Below are 19,040 nucleotides of genomic sequence, written 5' to 3'. Positions count from 1 at the left end.
GGTGCGGATACCCGCCGTATCGCCGCGCTCAGTCCGCCGGTTGCGGGGCAAACGGCGCGGGCTGCCGCGCCTGCAAAATGATTTTCGCCGCCTGAGCGGCACGGTGCCGCCAGAGGTGTTTTGTCCGCAGCACCTCGGCGCAGTGCGCGCGCATGGCCTGCAGCCCGTCCGGATCGTCGAACAGCGCCGCCACGGCAAGAGCATATTCCCGCGGATTGTACGGTGTGACCACGCCGACACCGTTTTCGCGCACGAATGCGGCGGCCTCGGTGCAATCGGTGCAAACCACCGGCAGCGCGCGGGAGAGATATTCGAACAACTTGACCGGCATGCAGAAATCCATATACCGGTCGGGGCGGGAGGGATAGAGCGCGACGTCACTTTGGGCATAAAGCGGAGCCAGCGCCGCATCCCCTGAAAGATGCAGCACCGTCAGCCACTCGCGCCCGAGGTACGGCTCAAAGAAATCGCCCATTTCCTTTTTGCGGCAGACTACCGTAAGGTGCACCGGGCGCCGGAGCTCCTCGTTGAGAATAGCAAACGCGCCGAGCAGCATGTCGGTGCCGTAAAAATGCGACACGCCGCCGACATACAGCGCTTTGCCCGCCGGCGGATGCGGCGGCACGGAGCACTCCATGCCCGCAGGCGGCAGCACGGCCTTGCGCGGGAAGGCAAACAGGTCGGCCATGCTCTGCGTGGGAAAAAACAGCACCGTGCAGGTGATGCGGAAGACGATCAAGTCGAACCGGTGCATCAGCGTCAGGCCCCAGCGCTTGAAGCCTTTTACCCCCCACCAGTCCGCAAACTTCCAGTAGGCGTCGCGGTAAAACAGGCCGATGGGCACGCCGTTTGCCCACAGGCGCAACAGCAGCAGATGGTCACACAGATTGAAAAACGGCCCGCTGGGCGGCTCCACATAGCAGAAATCTGGCAGATCGTCCCGCAGGGTGCGCCACACGCGCCACACCCGCAGCCAGCGCTGGCGCTTGCGGTTCTGCAGGCCGGAGAGCACCGTGACCGCATACCCCAGTTTTCCAAATGCCTGCGCCATCCGCTGTGGCCGCACGCTGGACCCGGAGGTGAAATCCCCGAAATCAATAAAGCTGATAAACAACAGCTTTCGGGCCTTTTCCCCCGCTGCGGGAGGGCGGTACGGATACAGCACCTTCAGGCAGACAAACAGCAGGCCGAAAAACGGCCAGACCGCCAGAATATGCGTCATATCCGCCGAAGCAATACCGATGACCGGCAGCCCCACAACCAGCGCAAAGCAGAGGGAAGCCAGCGCATCCTGTCGGAACGCACCGCCGCGGTAGCGGAAAAAACGCACCAGCAGCGCGACGAGCATCAGCACATACGGCACCCACACAAGGATACCATATTCGGCAAGCAGCTGCAATGTCATGTTGTGCACGTTGAAGGGCTTGATGCTGGCGCTGAAATAGCCCATCAGCTGGGCCGCGTTGCCTACGCCCACACCCAGAAAATGCGATGCCGGGATCATTCGCAGCGTGGCAAACAGCAGCATGGTGCGCTCGCTCACGGAGTGGTTATCCATATTGATGGAATTGATCTCACTGGCAAACACGCTCGCTTTGATGAGCATGGTGCCGCCCAGCAGCGCGACGGCCCCGACACCCGCCGCGGCCATCCCCGCCAGCGCACGGGCATACCGCCCGGCACCCGGCTTGAACGCCATGCAGACATAAAATGCCACCGCCACCAGCCCGATAGCAAAATACAAAATGCGCGGATCGGCATTGAACATGGTGAACATCGCCGCAGCAAAGAGCGCCGTGGCCGCCGCGCGGCCCCACAAGCCTCGCAGCCGTTCGGTCAGCGTGTAGGCCGCGAACGGGAAAAACAGGATGATATAGGTGGCGTAATCGTTGGTGTTGTTGAACGTCACATAGGGGAACCACAGGCCGTAGGCGTTTTTCAACTGAAGCTGGTCGTTGGAGGGGCTGAAGATGAAATGCCCGGTAAAAATTTCATAAATGCCCACACAGACTGTAAAGACATAGCAGAGCGTGAGCACATCCAGAAAACGGAGAAACTGCCCGCGCTGCCGGAGCGCCGCCGCCATGCACAGCACCGCCGCCACGCCCAGCGCCTGATAGGTGTAGATGTTCCAGGAATAATCCATGTTCTTCGCCCAGAGCAGCGACAGCGCGCCGTAGGCCGCCAGCAGGATGAGCACGCCGGCATACGGCGCCGCATGGCCAAACGGCAGCCGGAACCTGCGGCTGCCCACACAATATACGATAAAACATGCGCCGAGCAACAGCAGCACCACGTTGAGCAGCGGAAGCCCCGGCAACTGCGGCAGGCTGGCATGCCCCGCCAGAAGCGTGGCCACCGGCAGCAGATAGACCAGCACCCGCGCCGTTTTCTTGAGCGTTTGCATTCGTTCCATGTCATGCTCCTGTTTGTAGTGTTCCATACCCGCCGTACCGTTCCACAAGGCATACGCTTGGGCAGAATCGGTCGCTTTCATTTCCCGTACATCCGCCCGCTTCTATCCATATCCACAGGATCGCTATGCGCGTTCATAGCCGTAAACGGCTTTCTGATACGCCTGCTCGATCTGGCGCACCACGACCCCTTCACCAAAGCGCGCGATGCAATCCGCCCGCAGCGCGGCCGGGTCGAACGGGCGCCCGGCCGCTTCCCGCAGGCCGTCCGCCAATGCGTCCGCATCCCCTACGGGAACCAGCCAGCCGTTCTGCCCGGGAACGACGATGCTCTCCGGCCCGCCGCTGCGGGCGGACAGCACCGGCACCCCGCAGGCCAGCGCCTCGATAAGCGTCATGCCGAACGTTTCCGCCTCGCTGGCGCTCACCAGACAGTTACAGGCGTTGTAAAAAGCGGGTGCCCGGCTGTATGGCACCGCACCGCAAAATTCCACACGGTCTTTCAGCCGGAGCGACTCCGTCAGCCGTTCCAGCCGCTCCCGCTCCGGCCCGTCGCCCCCAATGCGCAGGCGCGCGTTTTCCAGCCCGGCTTTGGCGAACGCACGCAACAGCAAATCCACGCGCTTTCGGGGAATGAGGTTGCCCAGCGTGCCGAACACCACGCCGCCGTGGGGTATAGGCGCGGGCGCAAACCGCTCCGCATCCACCAGATTGGGGATGTAGCAGGTGTCGGCGCGAAATTCCCGCAGGCGCTCCTGCAAGGCCCGGCTCACCGCCGCCGCCACGGTTGCCCCTGCCAACGTGCGCATGAGCTGTTCCCGCAGTGCGCCGTGCGGCTCCCGCATCAGCGCGGAATAGTGCTCGGTGTAAACGAGCGGCAACCGGTGCTTTTGGCAAAGCCACACCGCCTCGACGCCCATCGTGCAGGCATGCAGGTGCACCACATCCGGCCTGCCCCACTCCTGCTCCGCCCGCCGGTAGAGCTTTTCCAGCATCCACCGGCGCTGTGGCCACCGCCCGCGCTCCCAGAAGGGCGTGAGACTGCGGCGGCGGCAGAACAGGCCCGGCACGCCGCCCGGCAGAGAGAACACGCCGGTGGGCAGACCGCCCAGCTTGAAGCGCAGGTCGGGATACAGCAGATGCACCCGATGTCCGGCGCGGATGAGCGCGCGTGCCTGCTCCGCAAAAAACACGCCGCAGTGCGGCTTATCTCCGGTATCGTACCACGAGGGGATGACGAAAACGTTCACGGTTCATCGCTCTCCTCTCCGTCGGACTCATGGGCAAAGGCCGCCTGCGCGCGTATCAGCTTTTTACAATAATACCGCAAATAGACCATGCCCGCAAGGGAATAAGCGGAATAAGCGATGAGCAGGCCCCAGGCTGCGCCGTCGAGCGCGAAGCGCGACACCAGCAGATAACAAAACACGCCCTGCGCCACCGACGCGAAAAACGTGACCACTAGATTGAACTTCACCTCGCCCAGCGCGGCGAGGATGTTGCCGGTAGTGGCCTTGAACGCGGCGTTCACGCCATAGGCCGCCCAGAACACGCACATCACGCGGATCGTCTCGGGGCTGTCATAACCCGGATAGAAGATCCGCAGCAGCCATGGCGTGAGCAGCATGCCCAGCGGAATGAGCACCGCCATGCCCGCCGCCAGCGCCAGATACAGTTTCCTGGATTTCTGCCACACCCACGCGCCGTCGGCGTAATGCTTGGCAAAATACGGGAACACGAACACAATGACCGAAAGCGTGAGCACCTGCAGCATGGAAGGCAGGAGCGTGGAGATGCGGAACTCGCCACGCCGCACATTGTCCAGCACAAACCAGTTGACAATGGTCATCTCCACCAGCGGCATGATTTGTGAAAACAGGCTGGCAAACATCTGGTTCACGCCGTATTTGACGATGCCGATCTTATCTTCCCGGCGCAGCACAGCCGCCCGGCAACGGAAAGCCGGCAGGGCGCGCAGCATGCAGAACCCGACGGCCAATGCGGCAAGATAACCGAGATAACGCCCCGGCACGATGCCCCATATGCGCAGAAAAAACGCGAAACCCAGCGGAAGCAGCGCAAAGGCAACCGTATAGACGACCGAGAGGCGGCCGTATTGCTTGTTGGCCTGCACCCCTCGGAAATAATTGGTCAGGCTGTCGAGCAGGAATTTGGCGACCGGCGTAAGCGCCAGCGCGCCCAGCAATTCAAACTCCAGCTTCGTTTCCTGCTGTGATGCGCCGCGATAGATACCCGCCCGATACAACGCAAAAAACAAAACACCGCCCGCCGCGATGAGCACGGCGTCGCTCACTAACCCAAAGCGCAGACCAAACAGAAAATATGCCTTTTTTTCGCGCGGGTCGTCCCCCACGGCACAATAGCGCAAAAAGGCGCCCGCGATGCCCAGCCCGTTGAACAACATCACATAGCCGATGAACGTATCCGGCACGTTGAGCAGACCGAACTGCGCGGGTACCAGCACGTTGGGCAGCAGCAGGGCCGCTATCGCCGACACAACATTGATGAGCGTGCTGCCCATGAACACGTGCAGGAAGCCCCTGCGGATGCCCTGCTTTGCATAATTGAGCACTTTTTGAAGCCGCGCCGTCATGGTTCCTCGCTTTCCACAGGAGTGGTTCCTCTGTGCCAACCGCGCTCAAAGCGCCCGGAATTCAACCATCAACAGGAGACGCAAAGACGGTGTGATCTTTACAATCCGAAATAAATATTTAGAAAATACCGGCAGTATCTTCTGTGAAACATTGCGGGGATGCCTCTTGCTCTTACAGCTTTTTCGAGGCTTTCACCCAAAACGCCCGGCGAAATCCATCGTGGACAGGCCGTGCAGCGGCAGGCGCACCGGTATACCGGTCGCCGCGGACTGATAGACAGCCAGCACCAGTTCCAATGCCCGGCGGCCCGCCGCGCCGTCCACCAGCGGCGCGCGATGCTGTTCGATGGCGTCGATCACATCTGCGTAGAGCGGCGTGTGCCCAAAGCCGTACACATTGGGCGGATCTTCCGCAAAACAGGATTTGACGGCTTCAGGGTCGTCCTGCCCGTCGGCAAACCGCCATTCCTCAATGCGGTTGACCGACTTGCCCCCCGCCTTGACCGTGCCGTGCTCGCCGAACAGATAGAGCGTTTCCTCGAGATTTTTGGGGTAAACGTTGGTGGTGCCCTCCAGCAGACCGTAGGCCCCGCCCGCAAACCGGATGAGCGCCAGCCCGAGATCCTCCGCCTGGATGTACGGATGCGCCAGGCGGTCGGTATAGGCGAACACCTCGGTCGCATCGTCGCCCAGCATCCAGCGCAGCAGGTCGATGTTATGGATGCACTGGTTCATCAGCGCACCGCCGTCCTGCTCCCAGGTGCCGCGCCACGGCGCCTGCCGGTAATACGATTCGCCGCGGTTCCAGCGGATGTGCGCCGCGCCGTGGAACAGCCGCCCGAACCGTCCGTCCTCCAGCGCCTGCCGGATGCGCCGGATGGATTTGTTGAACCGGTTTTGATGGCAGGCGCACAGGCGCACGTCCGCCTCCGCGGCAGCGGCGATGAGCGCGTCGGCTTCATCCAGCGAAAGAGCCAGTGGTTTTTCCACGATGACATGGCTGCCCGCGCGGATGCAGTCTAGCGCGATGGCCGCGTGAGTACCGCTCGGCGTGGCCACGGCAACCAGATCGGGGTGCTCATGCTCCAGCATCGTGCGGTGATCGGTGTAAAGGTGCGCGCCTTGCACCCCGAAACGTTCCAGCAGGACGTGGGCCGTCGTTTCCTCCGCATCGCAAACAGCTGCCAAACGCAGCTTTTCCGCATTGTTTTGCACGGCGGCAATATGATTGGGCGAAATACGGCCACAGCCGATCAGCGCATAGGTGAGCATAGCGGTTCCCCTTTATCCAACAGATTCCAAAAATCTACAAAAGGTTGTATTTTAATCTATATTACAATGTTAACATCTTCTAAGATGCGCTTCCCGTCGAATCTCCGGCTATTCATACAGTCCCTGATCAAGGCCGCCGTCCAGTCCCACCACGCGCGGCCAGCGGCCGGTACGCATCATGGTCACGGCGTTGATATTTCCCAGATGCGCGTTCAGGTGCCGGTACTGCCCCAGAATCAGCGCCAGACGCGTGTGCGGGCAGCCCTCCGGTTTTGTGGACAGCTGTCCGTCGGTCAGCGTAGCCAGATAGGCCGTCACCTTTTGGCGGATAGCGAAAAAACAGGCGCGCAGTTGCTCTCTTGTCAGCGCATTTTCACTGGCGATGTCGAGCGAGTTCAAGCCCGGCGCATGGAAAGCCGGCTCCTCATACCGCTCCGGGTTGACGAACCACCGGTCTAGGGAATGCAGCATGTGGTATGCGTGTTTCCAGACCGGCATATCGCACAGCACGGCGTCCGGCTCGCAGGTTTGCAGCAGGATGTCCACATTGTGCAACAGGATGCGCGTCTGTTCCTCGATGATGGTGACCAGTTCCCGGCTCATGCCGCGCCCCTTCCCGGATGACGATCTTATCGAATCAATTCGGCCAGGCTTTGCGTAATGTTTTCCGCCGCGTGGCCGTCGCCGTAAAACGGCGGGCGCGGCGCGGTGGGTGTGCAGGCGCTCGCCTTGACAAGGATATCGGCCGTGTCCGCATGGGCCAGCGTGTTCCAGCCGCTCTCCACCGTTTCCACCCACTCGGTCTGCTCCCGCACCGTCACACACGGCACACCGAGCAGATAGGCTTCCTTTTGCAACCCGCCCGAATCGGTAACGATCCGGCGCGCGTGCCCAGCCAGCCAGAGCATGTGCAGATACCCCACCGGCTCCACAAAACGGATGTTGCGGTAATCCTCCCGCCGCCAGAGGGTACGCACCAGCCCGACGGTGCGCGGATGCACCGGAAAGATCACCGGCACGGGCATTTGCTCAAACGCCGCGAGAATCTGCGATAAATGTTGTATACCGTCTGTATTTTCCGCACGGTGTATGGTCGCCAGTATCCACTTTTCGTCGATTTCCGGCGCATGGGGCAGAATATCCGCCAGCATATCCAGCGCATTCCCGGACCGCTCGGCCAAGTCGCGGTAATAGAAAAGCGCGTCACACATCACATCGCCAACCAGCCGCACGCCGTCGGTGACGCCCTCGGCCCGCAGGTGCGTAACAGCCGTTTCGGTGGGCGCGAACAGCAGCGTGGAGATATGGTCGGTGAGCACGCGGTTCTGCTCCTCGGGCATGGCGCGGTTGAATGAGCGCAGCCCGGCCTCCACATGCGCGACCGGGATGCAAAGCTTGGAGGCCGCCAGCGCGCCCGCCAGCGTGGAGTTGGTGTCGCCGTAGACCAGCACGGTGTCCGGCTTTTCAGTGAGGAGCACCTCCTCCACCTTGGCCAGCATCTCACCGGTCTGCCTGCCGTGCGTGCCCGAACCGACCCCCAGCGCGTAATCCGGGCGCGGGATGTGCAGCTCCTCGAAAAACACATCCGACATATTGGCGTCGTAATGCTGGCCGGTGTGCACCAGGATCTCCTGATGCGTTCTGCGCAGCACGCGGGACACCGCCGCCGCCTTGATGAACTGCGGGCGCGCGCCCACCACCGTGACGATCTTCATGGCCGTTTCTCCTGATTCCCCAGACGTTGTTCATCCGGCACGGGGCGCAGCGGTCTTGCCGGGTTTCCCGCCACGATGGCACCGGAGGGCACGTTGCACGTCACCACGCTGCCTGCGGCGGCAAAACCGTCCGCTTCCACCGTGCGACCCGGCAGCACCACCGCACCCGCGCCGACGCGCCCGCCGTTTTCCACCGTCACGCCCTTGAACGCGGCAAACCGCGCTTTGGTGCGCCCGGCGAAATTGTCGTTCGAGGTTACCACGCCGGGCGCGATGAAGCAATCGTCTCCCAGCGCCGAGTAGGCGGTGATGTAGGCGCCGGTCTCAATCTTGCACCGCGCGCCGACGCGCACATGGTTTTCCACCGCGACGCCCCGCCCGATGATGGTGCCTTCGCCCACCGCGACATCTTCGCGCACGCTGGCACCGTCGGCCACCAGCACCCGCGCGGCCAGCACCGCACCCGCATAAACCACCGCGCCGGTGCCGAGGATGCAACCCTCGCCAAGCTCCGCGCCGGGCCGTTCCGCCCCGTCGGACACGGCGCTGTGCGCGGCGCGGAACGGCTGCTTGCCCACACAGGCAAAGTCGTCGATTCGCGTGCCGTCGCCGATGTGCGCACCGGCGTGGATGACCACGTGGTGCCCCACGGTGCAGTTTCTGCCGATGCGCGCGCCGGCTTCCACCACGCAATATGCGCCGAGTACGGTGCCCCCGCCGATCTCCGCGTCCGGGCTGACGGCGCGCTCAAAGCCGTTCGACATGCTCGCCCTCCACGTCGCGGGTCGCGCCGCGCGTATCGAACACCGCCGGCGCATGCGCCGCGATGAACGCCGGGTCATATGCGCTGTGGTTGGTGGTGATGACCGTCACATCCGCGTTTTGCAGGGCGGCTTCGTCCAGCGGTATGGACTCATATGTTTTCCCTTCGTGGGTGAACGACGGGATGAACGGATCGTTGTAGCAGACCTCCGCGCCCTCCCGTTCAAGCAGCGTGATGATTTTGAGCACCGGCGATTCGCGCAGGTCGTCGATGTCGGGCTTATACGCCACGCCGAGCAGGAAAACCCGGCTGCCGTTCAGCGGCTTTTTCTGCCGGTTGAGGATGCGCGACACCCGCCCGATGATGTATTCGGGCATGCCGTTGTTGATCTCGCCCGCGATCTCGATCAGGCGGGTGTGATAATTGTAGGCGCGCGCTTTCCATGTGAGATAGAACGGGTCGAGCGGGATACAGTGGCCGCCCAGCCCCGGCCCGGGATAGAACGCCATATAGCCGTAGGGCTTGGTCTTGGCCGCATCGATGACCTCCCACACCGGGATGCCCATGCGGTCGCAGAGGATGGCCATTTCGTTGGCCAGCGCGATGTTGATGTTGCGGAAGGTGTTTTCCAGTATTTTCTCCATCTCCGCCACTTTGGGGCTGGAGACTTCGCAGATGCCGCCCGCCAGCACCTGGCCATAGAGCTGCGCCGCCAGCGCGGTGCAGGCGTGTGTCACGCCGCCCACCACCTTGGGCGTGTTCTTGGTTTTATACTGCTTGTTGCCGGGGTCCACGCGCTCGGGCGAAAAGGCCAGGAAAATATCCACGCCCACGCGCAGGCCGCGCGCTTCCAGCAACGGCTGGATAATCTCCTCGGTGGTGCCGGGATAGGTGGTGCTTTCGAGGATGACCAGCATGCCGGAGTGGGCGTACTGCGCCACCGATTCCGCCGACGCCTGCACATAGCTGATATCCGGCTGCTGGTAGATGTCCAGCGGCGTAGGCACGCAGATGGACACGCAGTCGCAGTCCGCCAGCGCGGCATAATCGGTGGTGCCGCGCAGCCGGCCGTTCTTCACCAGCGCGGCGAGGTCGCTTTCCACCACGTCGCCGATGTAATTATGGCCGCTGTTGAGCCAGTCCACCTTTTTCTGCTGCACGTCAAACCCGGTGACGGCATAGCCCGCGCGGGCGATCTCCACCGCCAGCGGCAGCCCGACATACCCCATGCCGATGATGCCCAAGCGGGCGGTTTTCTCCTCGATCTTCTGTTTCAGGCGCTCGTATTCCATGTCGGCGCCTCCTTTCCGCAGTCGCACGGGGCGCCCGCGCTTTTAAAGGTGGGAACCAGCGCGCGCACACAGGCGAATGCGCCCGCGTCATCCCCCTTTTTCAGATAGCCGCGCAGCAGTTCCACCAGCTCGCGGATACGCTGCTCGTCAAATCCCCCCGGCCTGCAAATATAGATCTTGTCGTTCGGGGTCTTGGACACATCTTCCTCGGCCAGACTGATCTCCTCAAAGAGTTTTTCACCCGGCCGCAGTCCGGTGAATTCAATGCGGATGTCCTTGTCCGGCTCATAACCGGACAGGCGGATGAGATCGCAAGCCAAGTCGTAAATCAGCACCGGCTCGCCCATATCCAGCACGAAGATCTCGCCGCCGCGCGCCATTGCGCCGGCCTCCAGCACCAGTTGCACCGCCTCCGGGATCGTCATGAAATAGCGGCGCATCTTGGGGTGGGTGACGGTGACCGGCCCGCCGCGCTCGATCTGTTTTTTAAAAAACGGCACCACGCTGCCGCTGCTGCCCAGCACATTGCCGAACCGCACGGCAGCCAGTTCGGTGCGGGACTCGCGGTTGAGCAACTGGACACACAGCTCGGCGATACGCTTGGACGCGCCCATAATGTTGGCGGGATTGACCGCCTTGTCCGTGGAGATGAGGATGAATTTTTCAGCGTGTGCGTCAATGGCGGCCTTCGCCACGTTGAGGGTGCCAAAGACGTTATTCTTCAGCGCCTCCATCGGGTTGTATTCCATCATGGGCACATGCTTGTGCGCCGCCGCATGAAAGACGACCTCCGGACGGTAGCGCGCAAAGACCTCTTCAAGGCGGGCGGCGTCGCGGATGGAGCCGAGCAGCAGGCGATAACGCTCGGCCGGATAGAGCGCGCCCAGTTCGTTGTTGATCTCATACAGGCCGTTTTCAAAAATATCAAAGACCAGCAGCCTGCGGGCGCCAAACGCCAGCACCTGCCGGCAGATCTCCGAGCCGATGGAGCCTGCGCCCCCGGTAACCAACACGGTCTTGCCGGCCACGAAATCCTGCACGGCCCGCATGTTCAACTGCACGCTGTCGCGCTTGAGCAGATCCTCCAGGTTCAGGTCGGAAATTTTGGCATTACTGAAACTGCTCTCATTGACCTCGTCAATGGTGCCAAACCGTCTAAGCGGGCAGTGCATGCCGTGGCAGATGATGAGCAGTTCTTTGAGCATGTCGTGCCCTGCGGAACTGATCGCAAGGATGACCTCCCCGGCATTATAGGTCCGGATGGCCTCCCCCAGCCTGTCCCGCCCGCCAACGACCGGCAGCCCGCCCACCTTTTTGCCCCACATGCCCTGGTTGTCGTCGATGAAGCAAACCGGAAGGCGGTGTTCCTCGGGGTTGTTCGCCAGCTTGTGCAGCAGGTTGGTGCCGGCTTCGCCCGCGCCGTAGATGACCACCCGTGTCATTCGGCTGCGGATGCGGATGGAACGCACGCGCGTTTGCAGCCAGGTGGCCACCCGCACCGATGCCCGCACCGTCAGCACAAAAATCAGCTCGAGCATGGCGATGATGATCAGGATCTCAAACGGAACAAACTGGAAAATGGCCGCGCAAAGCAGCAGGATCGCCGTGGAGGTGGCCACCGAACCGATCTGCCGCAGATATTCCGGCAGGCCCGACCGGCTCCATACGTCGTTATAGCAACGGAACAGCACGTTGCACAGCAAAAGCACGACGACAGCCAGCAGGATGAATTCCGCGCGCGACGCATAAAAACCCGGCTTCAGCGCGGCATTATCAAAGCCGAACCGCAGACCCAGACCGATGACGACCGCCGCGGCCGCCGCGGCCACATCCCACACGACATAGAGCACTGCCGAAAGCATTTTATGAAACACGCGCATACAGACGCTCTCTCCCAGTTGCCGGGAAACCCGACGCAGGCGGGCCACCGCGCGGGGCCCCGCCGCAAATTTCCTATATAAATCGGCACGCCAAGGCACAGGCGCCCGCCGCTCCCGGGCGTTGCCGATCAAACGCCAAAAAACGGCGCATACATGCAGAAAAAACTCTGCCGCGCCGCTTTTCGTAAAGTAGTCACATTTATTATACGTTTCCCGACAGGGTTTGTCAACGTACCGTCCGCCGGCGGCCCTCAAGTGCCGGCGCGCAGAAAAAGCCCCGGCGGGGCCGTAGTCCCGCCGGGGTCTCCGGCCCGTTTGTTTTATACGGTTCTTCCATTGAAGAGGAATCAGGATTTGCGAGAGGTTTTGGCCCTGCATGGACAAGAAGGAAAGCGCGCTTTCGCCCGCCGACGGCGAAGACGCGGCGGGGCGGAAAATCAACCGCAAAGATGTCGTCAATTTAGTGGAAAAATCGTATTACATCCGCAGCAGCAGTTTGAGAAAAAACAGGCTTACAACGCCGGGCAAACCGAGCACAATCGCCGCCCCCACCGTCCAAAGATTGCACGCGACGCTTACACCGGTGAAAGCGCCCGCCGCATTCACGGCCCAAAGCGCCACACAGCCGCCGACGCCGCCAAGCGCCCATTTTCCCAGTGCGCGCGGGTTGCGAAGCAACAGAATGAGCAGCCCGCACAGCACGGCGATGCCGCCATAGAGCAGGTAGTGCCCAATGCCGGCAGAAACCGTGGCCGCCAACATCTGCATGGCCGTCCTCTCCTTTTCGGAACCGCAGAGCGGCTCTTTCTCAATTTCAAAGGGTGCACGGTCCGTCGGACGGTTACAGGCGCTGTAAACTTGCAGCCGGCCGCCGTGTTACGCCCTGCCTGCGCGCCTCCCGCGTGAGATAACGATAACGCGCCGTCAGCGCCTGCATCTCATAGATGCATTCTTCCAGCAGGTCGGGATCGCTTTGCAGGTCAAAACGTGCCGAAACATGCTCCAGCCGTGCTTTCACCGCCTCGATCTCATCCAGAAGCTGCATGTGCCCATCCTGCCCCGCCGCCGTGCGGCGCAGATGCACCGCCGTTTCCAAAAAGCCTGCGATTACGCCTTCCATGTCATGTGCCCCTTTCTTTTACACTATATGTCCGGGTCGTCCCATTCAGACCATTCCGCATTTTTTTGCTTATATATATCTTGAACCGTCGTTTTCCTTTTTATTCCATATATAAAAATTTTCAGGATTTGTCCGCTCAAAGGACGTGTGGCTCTACTGCATGTATATGGAGCGGACAAGCTGCTGTTGCTTGTACGGCAAAACTTTTTTTGCCGCCGCATGTCCCGCCGCACATGCGCAAAGGCCCCGCCGCACCGTCTCGACGACGGCTGCGACAGGGCTGTGTGCAGATACCAAAACCGGATGCGCCGAAAGCGGCCCTTCACTCGTGCCGATATTTCCGGCGGGTCGCCATGCCTCCGCGGATATGCCTCTGGGCTTTATTGACTTCCAACACGTGTTTGACTTCTATATACAACTGGGGGTTGAGCTTTTTTAACCGTTCCGAAACATCTTTATGTACCGCTGTCACGAATCGGAACGGTCTGATTCAAACCCAGATCACCCAGCAGGCGCAGGTGGACGTCCACGTTGCCGTCCTTGTCCACCTCGATCTTCCGGATAATCTGCTTGAGCTGGGCGTTGGTGAGCTGGCGCACGTCCGTGATGCTCTCGATGGTCTGGAACGTCTTGCGAATAATGCCCTCCAACCGGTCGCTCTTGTCGATGTTCAGCTCCGCCAGCTTCCGATCGTTTTCCAGCCGCTCGGCTTCTTCGCGCATGCCGCCTATTTTTTCATTGATTTCCTCGCGGGAAATCAACCCGTCGGCGTACAGGTCCATGTATTTCTGGCGTGTCCTCTGAAGCCGTGTAAGCTTCTGCTGCAATTCCCGGCCGTATTCCGCATGGTCGCTTTTTGCCTTGTAGAGCCGGTTGAACTCGCTTACCACATACCGGACGATGTTCTTCCGGGACTTGAGCACCTCTGCAAAATAGGCGTTCAGCGCGCCGACGAGCGCGTCCTCATCCACACCGGTTTTGTTCGGGCAGGAATCCGCCCCTTTGCCGTTGTGCCCGCTGCACACCCAGCGAACATACGTATTTTTATAAGTACGCACCGAGCGCCGGAACGACCAACCGCACTCCTTGCACTTGATGAGGGTGGAAAACAAATACTTGTTGCTTTGCCGCTCCTTGTTCACCTTGAAGGTTTTGCCGCGCTCGCGCATGACCTGCCCGGCTTTTTTAAACAGCTCCGGCGCGACGATGCGCAGGTCGGGGCGGTCGGTCACCATCCATTCCGTCTCGTCCTTTTCGGCGCGCACGCCCGTCAGGAAATCAGCGACTTCCTGCTTGCCGTTGATGATCTTGCCGGCGTACAGCTCGTTTGTCAGGATGCGGCAGACGGCGTTCTGCGACCAGATACAGCCGCGCTTGGTGCGCAGGCTTTTCGCATTGAGCATTCTGGCGATTTTGGACGCGCCGTAGCCCTCCTCCGCATACCAGTGATAGATCTGCCGCACAGCGGCGGCCTCCGCCTCATTGACGGAGAGGTTGAAGTAATCGCCGGGCGTTTTGTCATAACCAAACACGATGTTCGGCACGCGGCCTTTTTCGGCGTTCAGCTTCTTGCCGAACTTTACACGCTTGGAGGTGTTGGCACTCTCTTCCTGCGCCAGCGCCCCGAAAATCGTCAGCACGAATTCGCTGTTGCCCATCGAGGTCATGTTGGCCGTAAGAAACAGCGTCTCGATGCCAAGACTTTTCAGCTTGCGGATGCTCTGCAAAAGATCGACCGTGTTGCGCGCAAAACGGGAGATGTCCTTGACCACCACCATATCGAACAGGCCGGTCTCCGCATCGCGCATCAGGCGCTGGAACTCCCTGCGCTTCTTGATTTTGGTGCCGGAAATGCCCTCATCCGCGTACAGGCGCACCAGCGCATGGCCGGTCTTTTCCGTGTATTCGGCAAAAAAGCGTTTCTGTGCCTCCAGACTGTTGAGCTGGTCGGCCTTGTCCGTAGAAACGCGGCAATAGGCGGCGATGTGCATGGCTTCTGCCTTTCTGTGTTTTTCCGTTCGTTCTGTCACATCTTCATTACACGGTCTGCATGCTCCGGGAAAGCAACAAAAAGGGCCATTCACGCGGAACGGCTCTTTTGAATCCGTATCTGTTGTTCAAATGAGCTTGCGGCCGTTTGTACGGCCTGCTCCAGCTTTGCTTTGTTTGCCTCAATCAAAATATCCAGTATGTAGCCGGCAGCCGCCTCTGCCGTGTTGGGATTGTGGAACCGGAAGTTCAGTTTTTGTGTTTTCACAGCAGCGCGACGCCCCCTTCCCTGTCCATTTGTATTATTCCAGCATCTGGAATATGCGTGCCGTGACCGGGAATGTTTATGGGCGCCGACTTGTATGGGCTGCCGGCCTTTTCGCCGCATATGCGGCAGAGTGGCGGTTTTCAGCCGCTTTAGCTGCTTGTCATAGCTTTGCTCTTTTCATGTTTTAACGGTTCGCTGATTTTTGCCTTTTTGCCTTCTTCCACCGCACAGGGTAGACATGCCTTTCGTATTTCAAAGGTTCATACGCTTTTTTCACGAGAGAAACGATATGCGCAACCCCCTCATCCCACCCCTCCAGCAATGCAACAAGGGCCTTTCTGAAGTAACAGAAAGACCCTTGTCCATATCGGTCTGTGTTTTATGCCATAGCCCGCACAAAACGTTCGTTTCCAGCCCTGCATCCGGGGCAGTCCGCGGCACCAGCCGGATAGAAGCGCATGCGACTTTGATTTGCTTGCCGCATGCCGGCATTGCACACTCAACCGCCTGTTTTTCCTCTTCGCAGCTTTTTCAGCCGCGTCGGTTTCATAAGCGTTACGATCAACAGAAAAACGCCCACGGCAATCAAAACATCGCCGATGCTGAGATAATAATGGACGCGACGGAGAAGCCAGTCATAAAACGGGATTTCCAACCGGTCGCATAGGAAAGCGAGACGCGTGTGGGCATCCGTCAGCGTATAGTTCAGAATCTGTCCGCTTTTGAGCAATTCGTTTTCGGCATACCGCGGCGAACTTCCGCCGATTGCACTCGCCACCACGGGCATCCGGCCGCCGTTGGCCAATGTGACCAGCATGTTGAGTGCGCCGCCGGCGCCAATGATATCCACCGAAATGCACCGGTAGTTGACCGCCACGAACCCGAGCAGCAGCCCATAGCGAACAAGTGCGAAGCAGACGGCGCCGGGCGTGCCGAGGCGGGAAAGCGCCACTGCGATGAACATAATGCGCGGGAGCTGGCTGACCAGAACGGAGCCCACCAAAAGCCACAGGTGCCGAAGCGGCATTTCAAGCAAATGCTTAAAACTGCCCCCTGCCAGGATGCCCACCAACAGGCCGCATACAGCCGCATCAAATAACATATGGCTTGTCCCCTCTTTTTTTCATGGCTTTTTCGAAAGCGGAAACGATTTCCGGAGCAAACTGGCTCCCTGCGCATGCAAAAAGTTCCGTCATGGCCTCCTCGTGACTGAAAGCACGGCGGTAGGGCCTGTCGGACGTCATCGCGTCATAGCTGTCCGCCACCGCAAGAATTTGCGCTTCCAGGGGGATCGCCTTGCCGGACAGCCCGTCCGGGTAGCCTTCCCCGTTGTACCACTCATGGTGGGAGCGGATGATCTTGGCCGCACACGAGAGGAACTTGATCTCTTCGAGGATATGCTCGCCGTTGGCAGGGTGGCGTCGGAGCACTTCCATTTCTTCCTTCGTAAGCGGATCAACTTTATGCAGAATGCTTTCATCGACGGCGATCTTCCCGATATCGTGGAGCAGTGCCGCATAGCGCAGCATCTGGCAGTGCCTGGAGCTCAGGCCAAGCTCCACGGCGATGATCCCGCTGTAAAACTCCACGCGGCGGGAATGGCCGTTGGTATAGGAATCTTTGGTTTCAATGGCCGTAGAAAGGCTGGTGATGGTCTGCAGATAGTTTTCCTGCAGGTCTTTATACATGCTGAAAACATAGCGGGCCAGCAAAAACGGCACGAACAGCACCAACACCAGAAACCAGCCGTAGGCTATGTAGACCGCCGTGATGATGATGCCGATGAGCCCCACAAAAAAAGTGCTCATCACCATTCGGGGCAGGTTTGATACCCAAATCTTTGCAAAGTTTTCCCGGTACCGAAGGTACATAAAAATGGATACGATCACGGTGTCGGCCATAACAAAAACGAAAATGGAGACGATCAGCGGCAGTGCGATCCCGTTTATATCCCGCATCACAGTGTTGAAAGAAATGCCAAGTGGAAGAATGTAGCCTCCCAGAGCCCGGTAGACCGCATAGGCCGCCAGGAGGCTCAGTTCATAGCTAGAAGCGTTGAACAGCGTGGCGGAAACCGGTATGTTGAAGATGGTCAAGCTTCGCCGGTCTCTGCCGCTGGAATACGTGCCAAGCACCGAAAGAGCGGAGATCCACGCCGTCTCCGTAATATTGCAGGTGAGCATGGCACAGAGGATTACCGCGATGGTGATGGAAAATCCAACCGCACCGATTAGAATAGTCTGCGTTTCCGTAACGATGGCAAGAAGACACAGAAAAAGAAAAGGCCACCAGTTACCCGAAAAGGGGCTGGTGGCGGTCAGATAAGCCAGAGTGCAGACTCCAGCCGCAATAATCAGAGCCTTATAGACTTTCTTGGGAAGTGTGACAGTATCTTGCATGCAGGCTCCCTTGAATAATTTTTATATATGCAATACGGGTCGCAATGAGAAAACGAAAGTCTTACGTGTTCTTCACTCGAAGATCTTCATAAGAGCACCGCTGGAAAGAAGCAGAGCGGCGATGGTACCCAACGCGACCAACACTTTACGCATTATGAAACAGCCTCCCTTGGAGTTTCTCTGCCCCTACGCTAAACAGGCAGGCTGTTCCGCTTCGCTGTTTCACGACCCGTATTGTATGCAGATGAACCGGACTCCAACGGAACATTCAGCTAAGTGTCACCGGTATGACACGGTTGACGGCATCAAGTGTGGCTTTAATGACCGCGCTGTATTCGTCGTCAACGATCAAGGCCGTGCCCGTCAGCAGGCGGGCGCTTCCGTTGCAGTAATAGTGGATGGCAACATTGATTTCATCCGAACCCGCAATGTGGAACTTTTGGATATCCGAAAGGCTGAACGGGCAGCTTTTCAGATAATCATGTATGGCGTTGATGGAAGCGATGGCCAGAACTTTTCGCCGGGCTACCATCGCGTTGACCTCGCTTGCCTGGCCCCGGTATTCGTCCGCTTTGCCGGCAAGTATCACTGTGGCGGAAAAAGAGCCCTCGGTGTTGGTGGTTTCCAGACCGCTGATTTTGAGCCGTTCCTGCTTGGGAATCGTGTCCGAATCAACCTGCGCAATGCTGATGATGCGGTGCTCGATATCTTGACCGGTACGGGCTGCAACCGCCGATTGAATGTCTCTGGATATCTGCTTTGGGCTCTTGCTTTTATCTGAGAGAACATGAATCTCGCAGAGGTTGCCGTCTGGATCGGCCGTCAGTTTTACGGAATATACGCTATCCAGTTTTTCAATCAGGTTCTGAAGCTCCGTCAAATCATCCGGCTGCAATAAAATTCCTCCCATCCCGCCTCCATCCGCAGGCGGAAATCCATTCCCGGCACTGCCGCAACACACATCGGTGACGGGTGACAGTACCGTCGCTTCAGGAGGGGCGAACGCACATGGTTCATATCGATTCCCATACCAAATTATAGGATATTAAGCGCAGTAATTCAATATATTCCACACAAATATTCCGCACAAATCGTTTTTTTCGCATTCTTTTTATCCGATTGCTCTCAGCGGGACCCGAAAAACCATGCCGGATACGACAAGGCGGTACATCGTATGTGCCAAGTATTCCGACGGCATATAGTAAAATACGATGTTCTATTCACTTCCAGCGCGAAATCAGATTTCCTGCTTTTATATGCACCGTGGCGTTCACATTGCAGTTTTGGTTGTAAACCCATCTGCCTATAATAAGT

At 59.3% G+C, this 19,040-nt stretch carries 16 protein-coding genes and 1 pseudogene; all 17 read right to left on the bottom strand.

The window, feature by feature from the left end; translation table 11 throughout:
* Positions 1–28 precede the first annotated feature (28 nt).
* Positions 29–2,497 (bottom strand): glycosyltransferase family 4 protein, encoded by a 2,469-nt coding sequence (locus ETHHA_RS14370; RefSeq protein ID WP_049776539.1) that lies wholly within the window; start codon positions 2,495–2,497, stop codon positions 29–31.
* Between the two features lie 42 nt (positions 2,498–2,539).
* A complete protein-coding gene (locus ETHHA_RS03400; RefSeq protein ID WP_013484612.1) occupies positions 2,540–3,664 on the bottom strand; it encodes a glycosyltransferase in 1,125 nt (374 codons plus the stop codon).
* A complete protein-coding gene (locus ETHHA_RS03395; RefSeq protein ID WP_013484611.1) occupies positions 3,661–5,028 on the bottom strand; it encodes a lipopolysaccharide biosynthesis protein in 1,368 nt (455 codons plus the stop codon). Before ETHHA_RS03395 ends, ETHHA_RS03400 begins: the two co-directional genes overlap by 4 nt.
* A gap of 192 nt (positions 5,029–5,220) precedes the next feature.
* Positions 5,221–6,300 (bottom strand): Gfo/Idh/MocA family protein, encoded by a 1,080-nt coding sequence (locus ETHHA_RS03390; RefSeq protein ID WP_013484610.1) that lies wholly within the window; start codon positions 6,298–6,300, stop codon positions 5,221–5,223.
* A gap of 108 nt (positions 6,301–6,408) precedes the next feature.
* Positions 6,409–6,903 carry a DinB family protein gene (locus tag ETHHA_RS03385; RefSeq protein WP_013484609.1) on the bottom strand — a complete coding sequence of 165 codons (495 nt, stop codon included), beginning with the start codon at positions 6,901–6,903 and terminating at the stop codon, positions 6,409–6,411.
* Positions 6,904–6,929: 26 nt separating this feature from the next.
* A complete protein-coding gene (gene wecB, locus ETHHA_RS03380; RefSeq protein WP_013484608.1) occupies positions 6,930–8,015 on the bottom strand; it encodes a non-hydrolyzing UDP-N-acetylglucosamine 2-epimerase in 1,086 nt (361 codons plus the stop codon).
* Positions 8,012–8,779: an acyltransferase gene (locus tag ETHHA_RS03375; protein ID WP_013484607.1), complete on the bottom strand. Its 768-nt coding sequence runs from the start codon at positions 8,777–8,779 to the stop codon at positions 8,012–8,014. Before ETHHA_RS03375 ends, wecB begins: the two co-directional genes overlap by 4 nt.
* Positions 8,763–10,070, bottom strand: a complete 1,308-nt coding sequence (locus ETHHA_RS03370; RefSeq protein WP_013484606.1) for a nucleotide sugar dehydrogenase — start codon at positions 10,068–10,070, stop codon at positions 8,763–8,765. The genes ETHHA_RS03375 and ETHHA_RS03370 overlap by 17 nt, the downstream gene beginning before the upstream one ends.
* Positions 10,052–11,950: a polysaccharide biosynthesis protein gene (locus ETHHA_RS03365; RefSeq protein WP_013484605.1), complete on the bottom strand. Its 1,899-nt coding sequence runs from the start codon at positions 11,948–11,950 to the stop codon at positions 10,052–10,054. The genes ETHHA_RS03370 and ETHHA_RS03365 overlap by 19 nt, the downstream gene beginning before the upstream one ends.
* Positions 11,951–12,427: 477 nt before the next feature.
* The gene (locus ETHHA_RS03360) at positions 12,428–12,718 is read right to left on the bottom strand and encodes a pro-sigmaK processing inhibitor BofA family protein (protein WP_013484604.1); all 291 of its coding nucleotides are present in this window, start codon (positions 12,716–12,718) and stop codon (positions 12,428–12,430) included.
* 73 nt (positions 12,719–12,791) lie between these two features.
* A complete protein-coding gene (locus ETHHA_RS03355; protein ID WP_013484603.1) occupies positions 12,792–13,070 on the bottom strand; it encodes a DUF2508 family protein in 279 nt (92 codons plus the stop codon).
* Positions 13,071–13,392: 322 nt separating this feature from the next.
* Positions 13,393–13,539, bottom strand: a pseudogene (locus ETHHA_RS14970) (sporulation transcriptional regulator SpoIIID); the annotation flags it as partial.
* Entirely contained in the window at positions 13,526–15,061 is a 1,536-nt protein-coding gene (locus ETHHA_RS03345) for a recombinase family protein (RefSeq protein WP_013484602.1), read from the bottom strand. The pseudogene ETHHA_RS14970 and the gene ETHHA_RS03345, both read right to left, overlap by 14 nt.
* 89 nt (positions 15,062–15,150) lie before the next feature.
* On the bottom strand, positions 15,151–15,327 hold the full coding sequence (locus ETHHA_RS15775; protein WP_013484601.1) for a hypothetical protein: 177 nt from the start codon (positions 15,325–15,327) through the stop codon (positions 15,151–15,153).
* Between the two features lie 499 nt (positions 15,328–15,826).
* On the bottom strand, positions 15,827–16,429 hold the full coding sequence (locus ETHHA_RS14365; protein ID WP_013484600.1) for a DUF5317 domain-containing protein: 603 nt from the start codon (positions 16,427–16,429) through the stop codon (positions 15,827–15,829).
* Positions 16,419–17,726, bottom strand: coding sequence for an HD-GYP domain-containing protein (locus tag ETHHA_RS03335; RefSeq protein WP_013484599.1), 1,308 nt, complete (start codon positions 17,724–17,726; stop codon positions 16,419–16,421). The genes ETHHA_RS14365 and ETHHA_RS03335 overlap by 11 nt, the downstream gene beginning before the upstream one ends.
* 268 nt (positions 17,727–17,994) lie before the next feature.
* Positions 17,995–18,636: a hypothetical protein gene (locus ETHHA_RS03330; RefSeq protein ID WP_013484598.1), complete on the bottom strand. Its 642-nt coding sequence runs from the start codon at positions 18,634–18,636 to the stop codon at positions 17,995–17,997.
* Positions 18,637–19,040: the final 404 nt, after the last annotated feature.

Source organism: Ethanoligenens harbinense YUAN-3, from assembly GCF_000178115.2.
Classification (GTDB): domain Bacteria; phylum Bacillota; class Clostridia; order Oscillospirales; family Ethanoligenentaceae; genus Ethanoligenens; species Ethanoligenens harbinense.
This window is presented reverse-complemented; position numbering and strand designations above follow the sequence as displayed.

Excerpts from the sequence above, each read along its gene's own strand:
- ETHHA_RS14370 (WP_049776539.1), bottom strand. The coding sequence starts at position 2,497 with ATGAAAGCGACCGATTCTGCCCAAGCGTATGCCTTGTGGAACGGTACG.
- ETHHA_RS03395 (WP_013484611.1), bottom strand. The coding sequence starts at position 5,028 with ATGACGGCGCGGCTTCAAAAAGTGCTCAATTATGCAAAGCAGGGCATC.
- ETHHA_RS03390 (WP_013484610.1), bottom strand. The coding sequence starts at position 6,300 with ATGCTCACCTATGCGCTGATCGGCTGTGGCCGTATTTCGCCCAATCAT.
- ETHHA_RS03385 (WP_013484609.1), bottom strand. The coding sequence starts at position 6,903 with ATGAGCCGGGAACTGGTCACCATCATCGAGGAACAGACGCGCATCCTG.
- wecB (WP_013484608.1), bottom strand. The coding sequence starts at position 8,015 with ATGAAGATCGTCACGGTGGTGGGCGCGCGCCCGCAGTTCATCAAGGCG.
- ETHHA_RS03375 (WP_013484607.1), bottom strand. The coding sequence starts at position 8,779 with ATGTCGAACGGCTTTGAGCGCGCCGTCAGCCCGGACGCGGAGATCGGC.
- ETHHA_RS03370 (WP_013484606.1), bottom strand. The coding sequence starts at position 10,070 with ATGGAATACGAGCGCCTGAAACAGAAGATCGAGGAGAAAACCGCCCGC.
- ETHHA_RS03365 (WP_013484605.1), bottom strand. The coding sequence starts at position 11,950 with ATGCGCGTGTTTCATAAAATGCTTTCGGCAGTGCTCTATGTCGTGTGG.
- ETHHA_RS03360 (WP_013484604.1), bottom strand. The coding sequence starts at position 12,718 with ATGCAGATGTTGGCGGCCACGGTTTCTGCCGGCATTGGGCACTACCTG.
- ETHHA_RS03355 (WP_013484603.1), bottom strand. The coding sequence starts at position 13,070 with ATGGAAGGCGTAATCGCAGGCTTTTTGGAAACGGCGGTGCATCTGCGC.
- ETHHA_RS03345 (WP_013484602.1), bottom strand. The coding sequence starts at position 15,061 with ATGCACATCGCCGCCTATTGCCGCGTTTCTACGGACAAGGCCGACCAG.
- ETHHA_RS14365 (WP_013484600.1), bottom strand. The coding sequence starts at position 16,429 with ATGTTATTTGATGCGGCTGTATGCGGCCTGTTGGTGGGCATCCTGGCA.
- ETHHA_RS03335 (WP_013484599.1), bottom strand. The coding sequence starts at position 17,726 with ATGCAAGATACTGTCACACTTCCCAAGAAAGTCTATAAGGCTCTGATT.
- ETHHA_RS03330 (WP_013484598.1), bottom strand. The coding sequence starts at position 18,636 with ATGGGAGGAATTTTATTGCAGCCGGATGATTTGACGGAGCTTCAGAAC.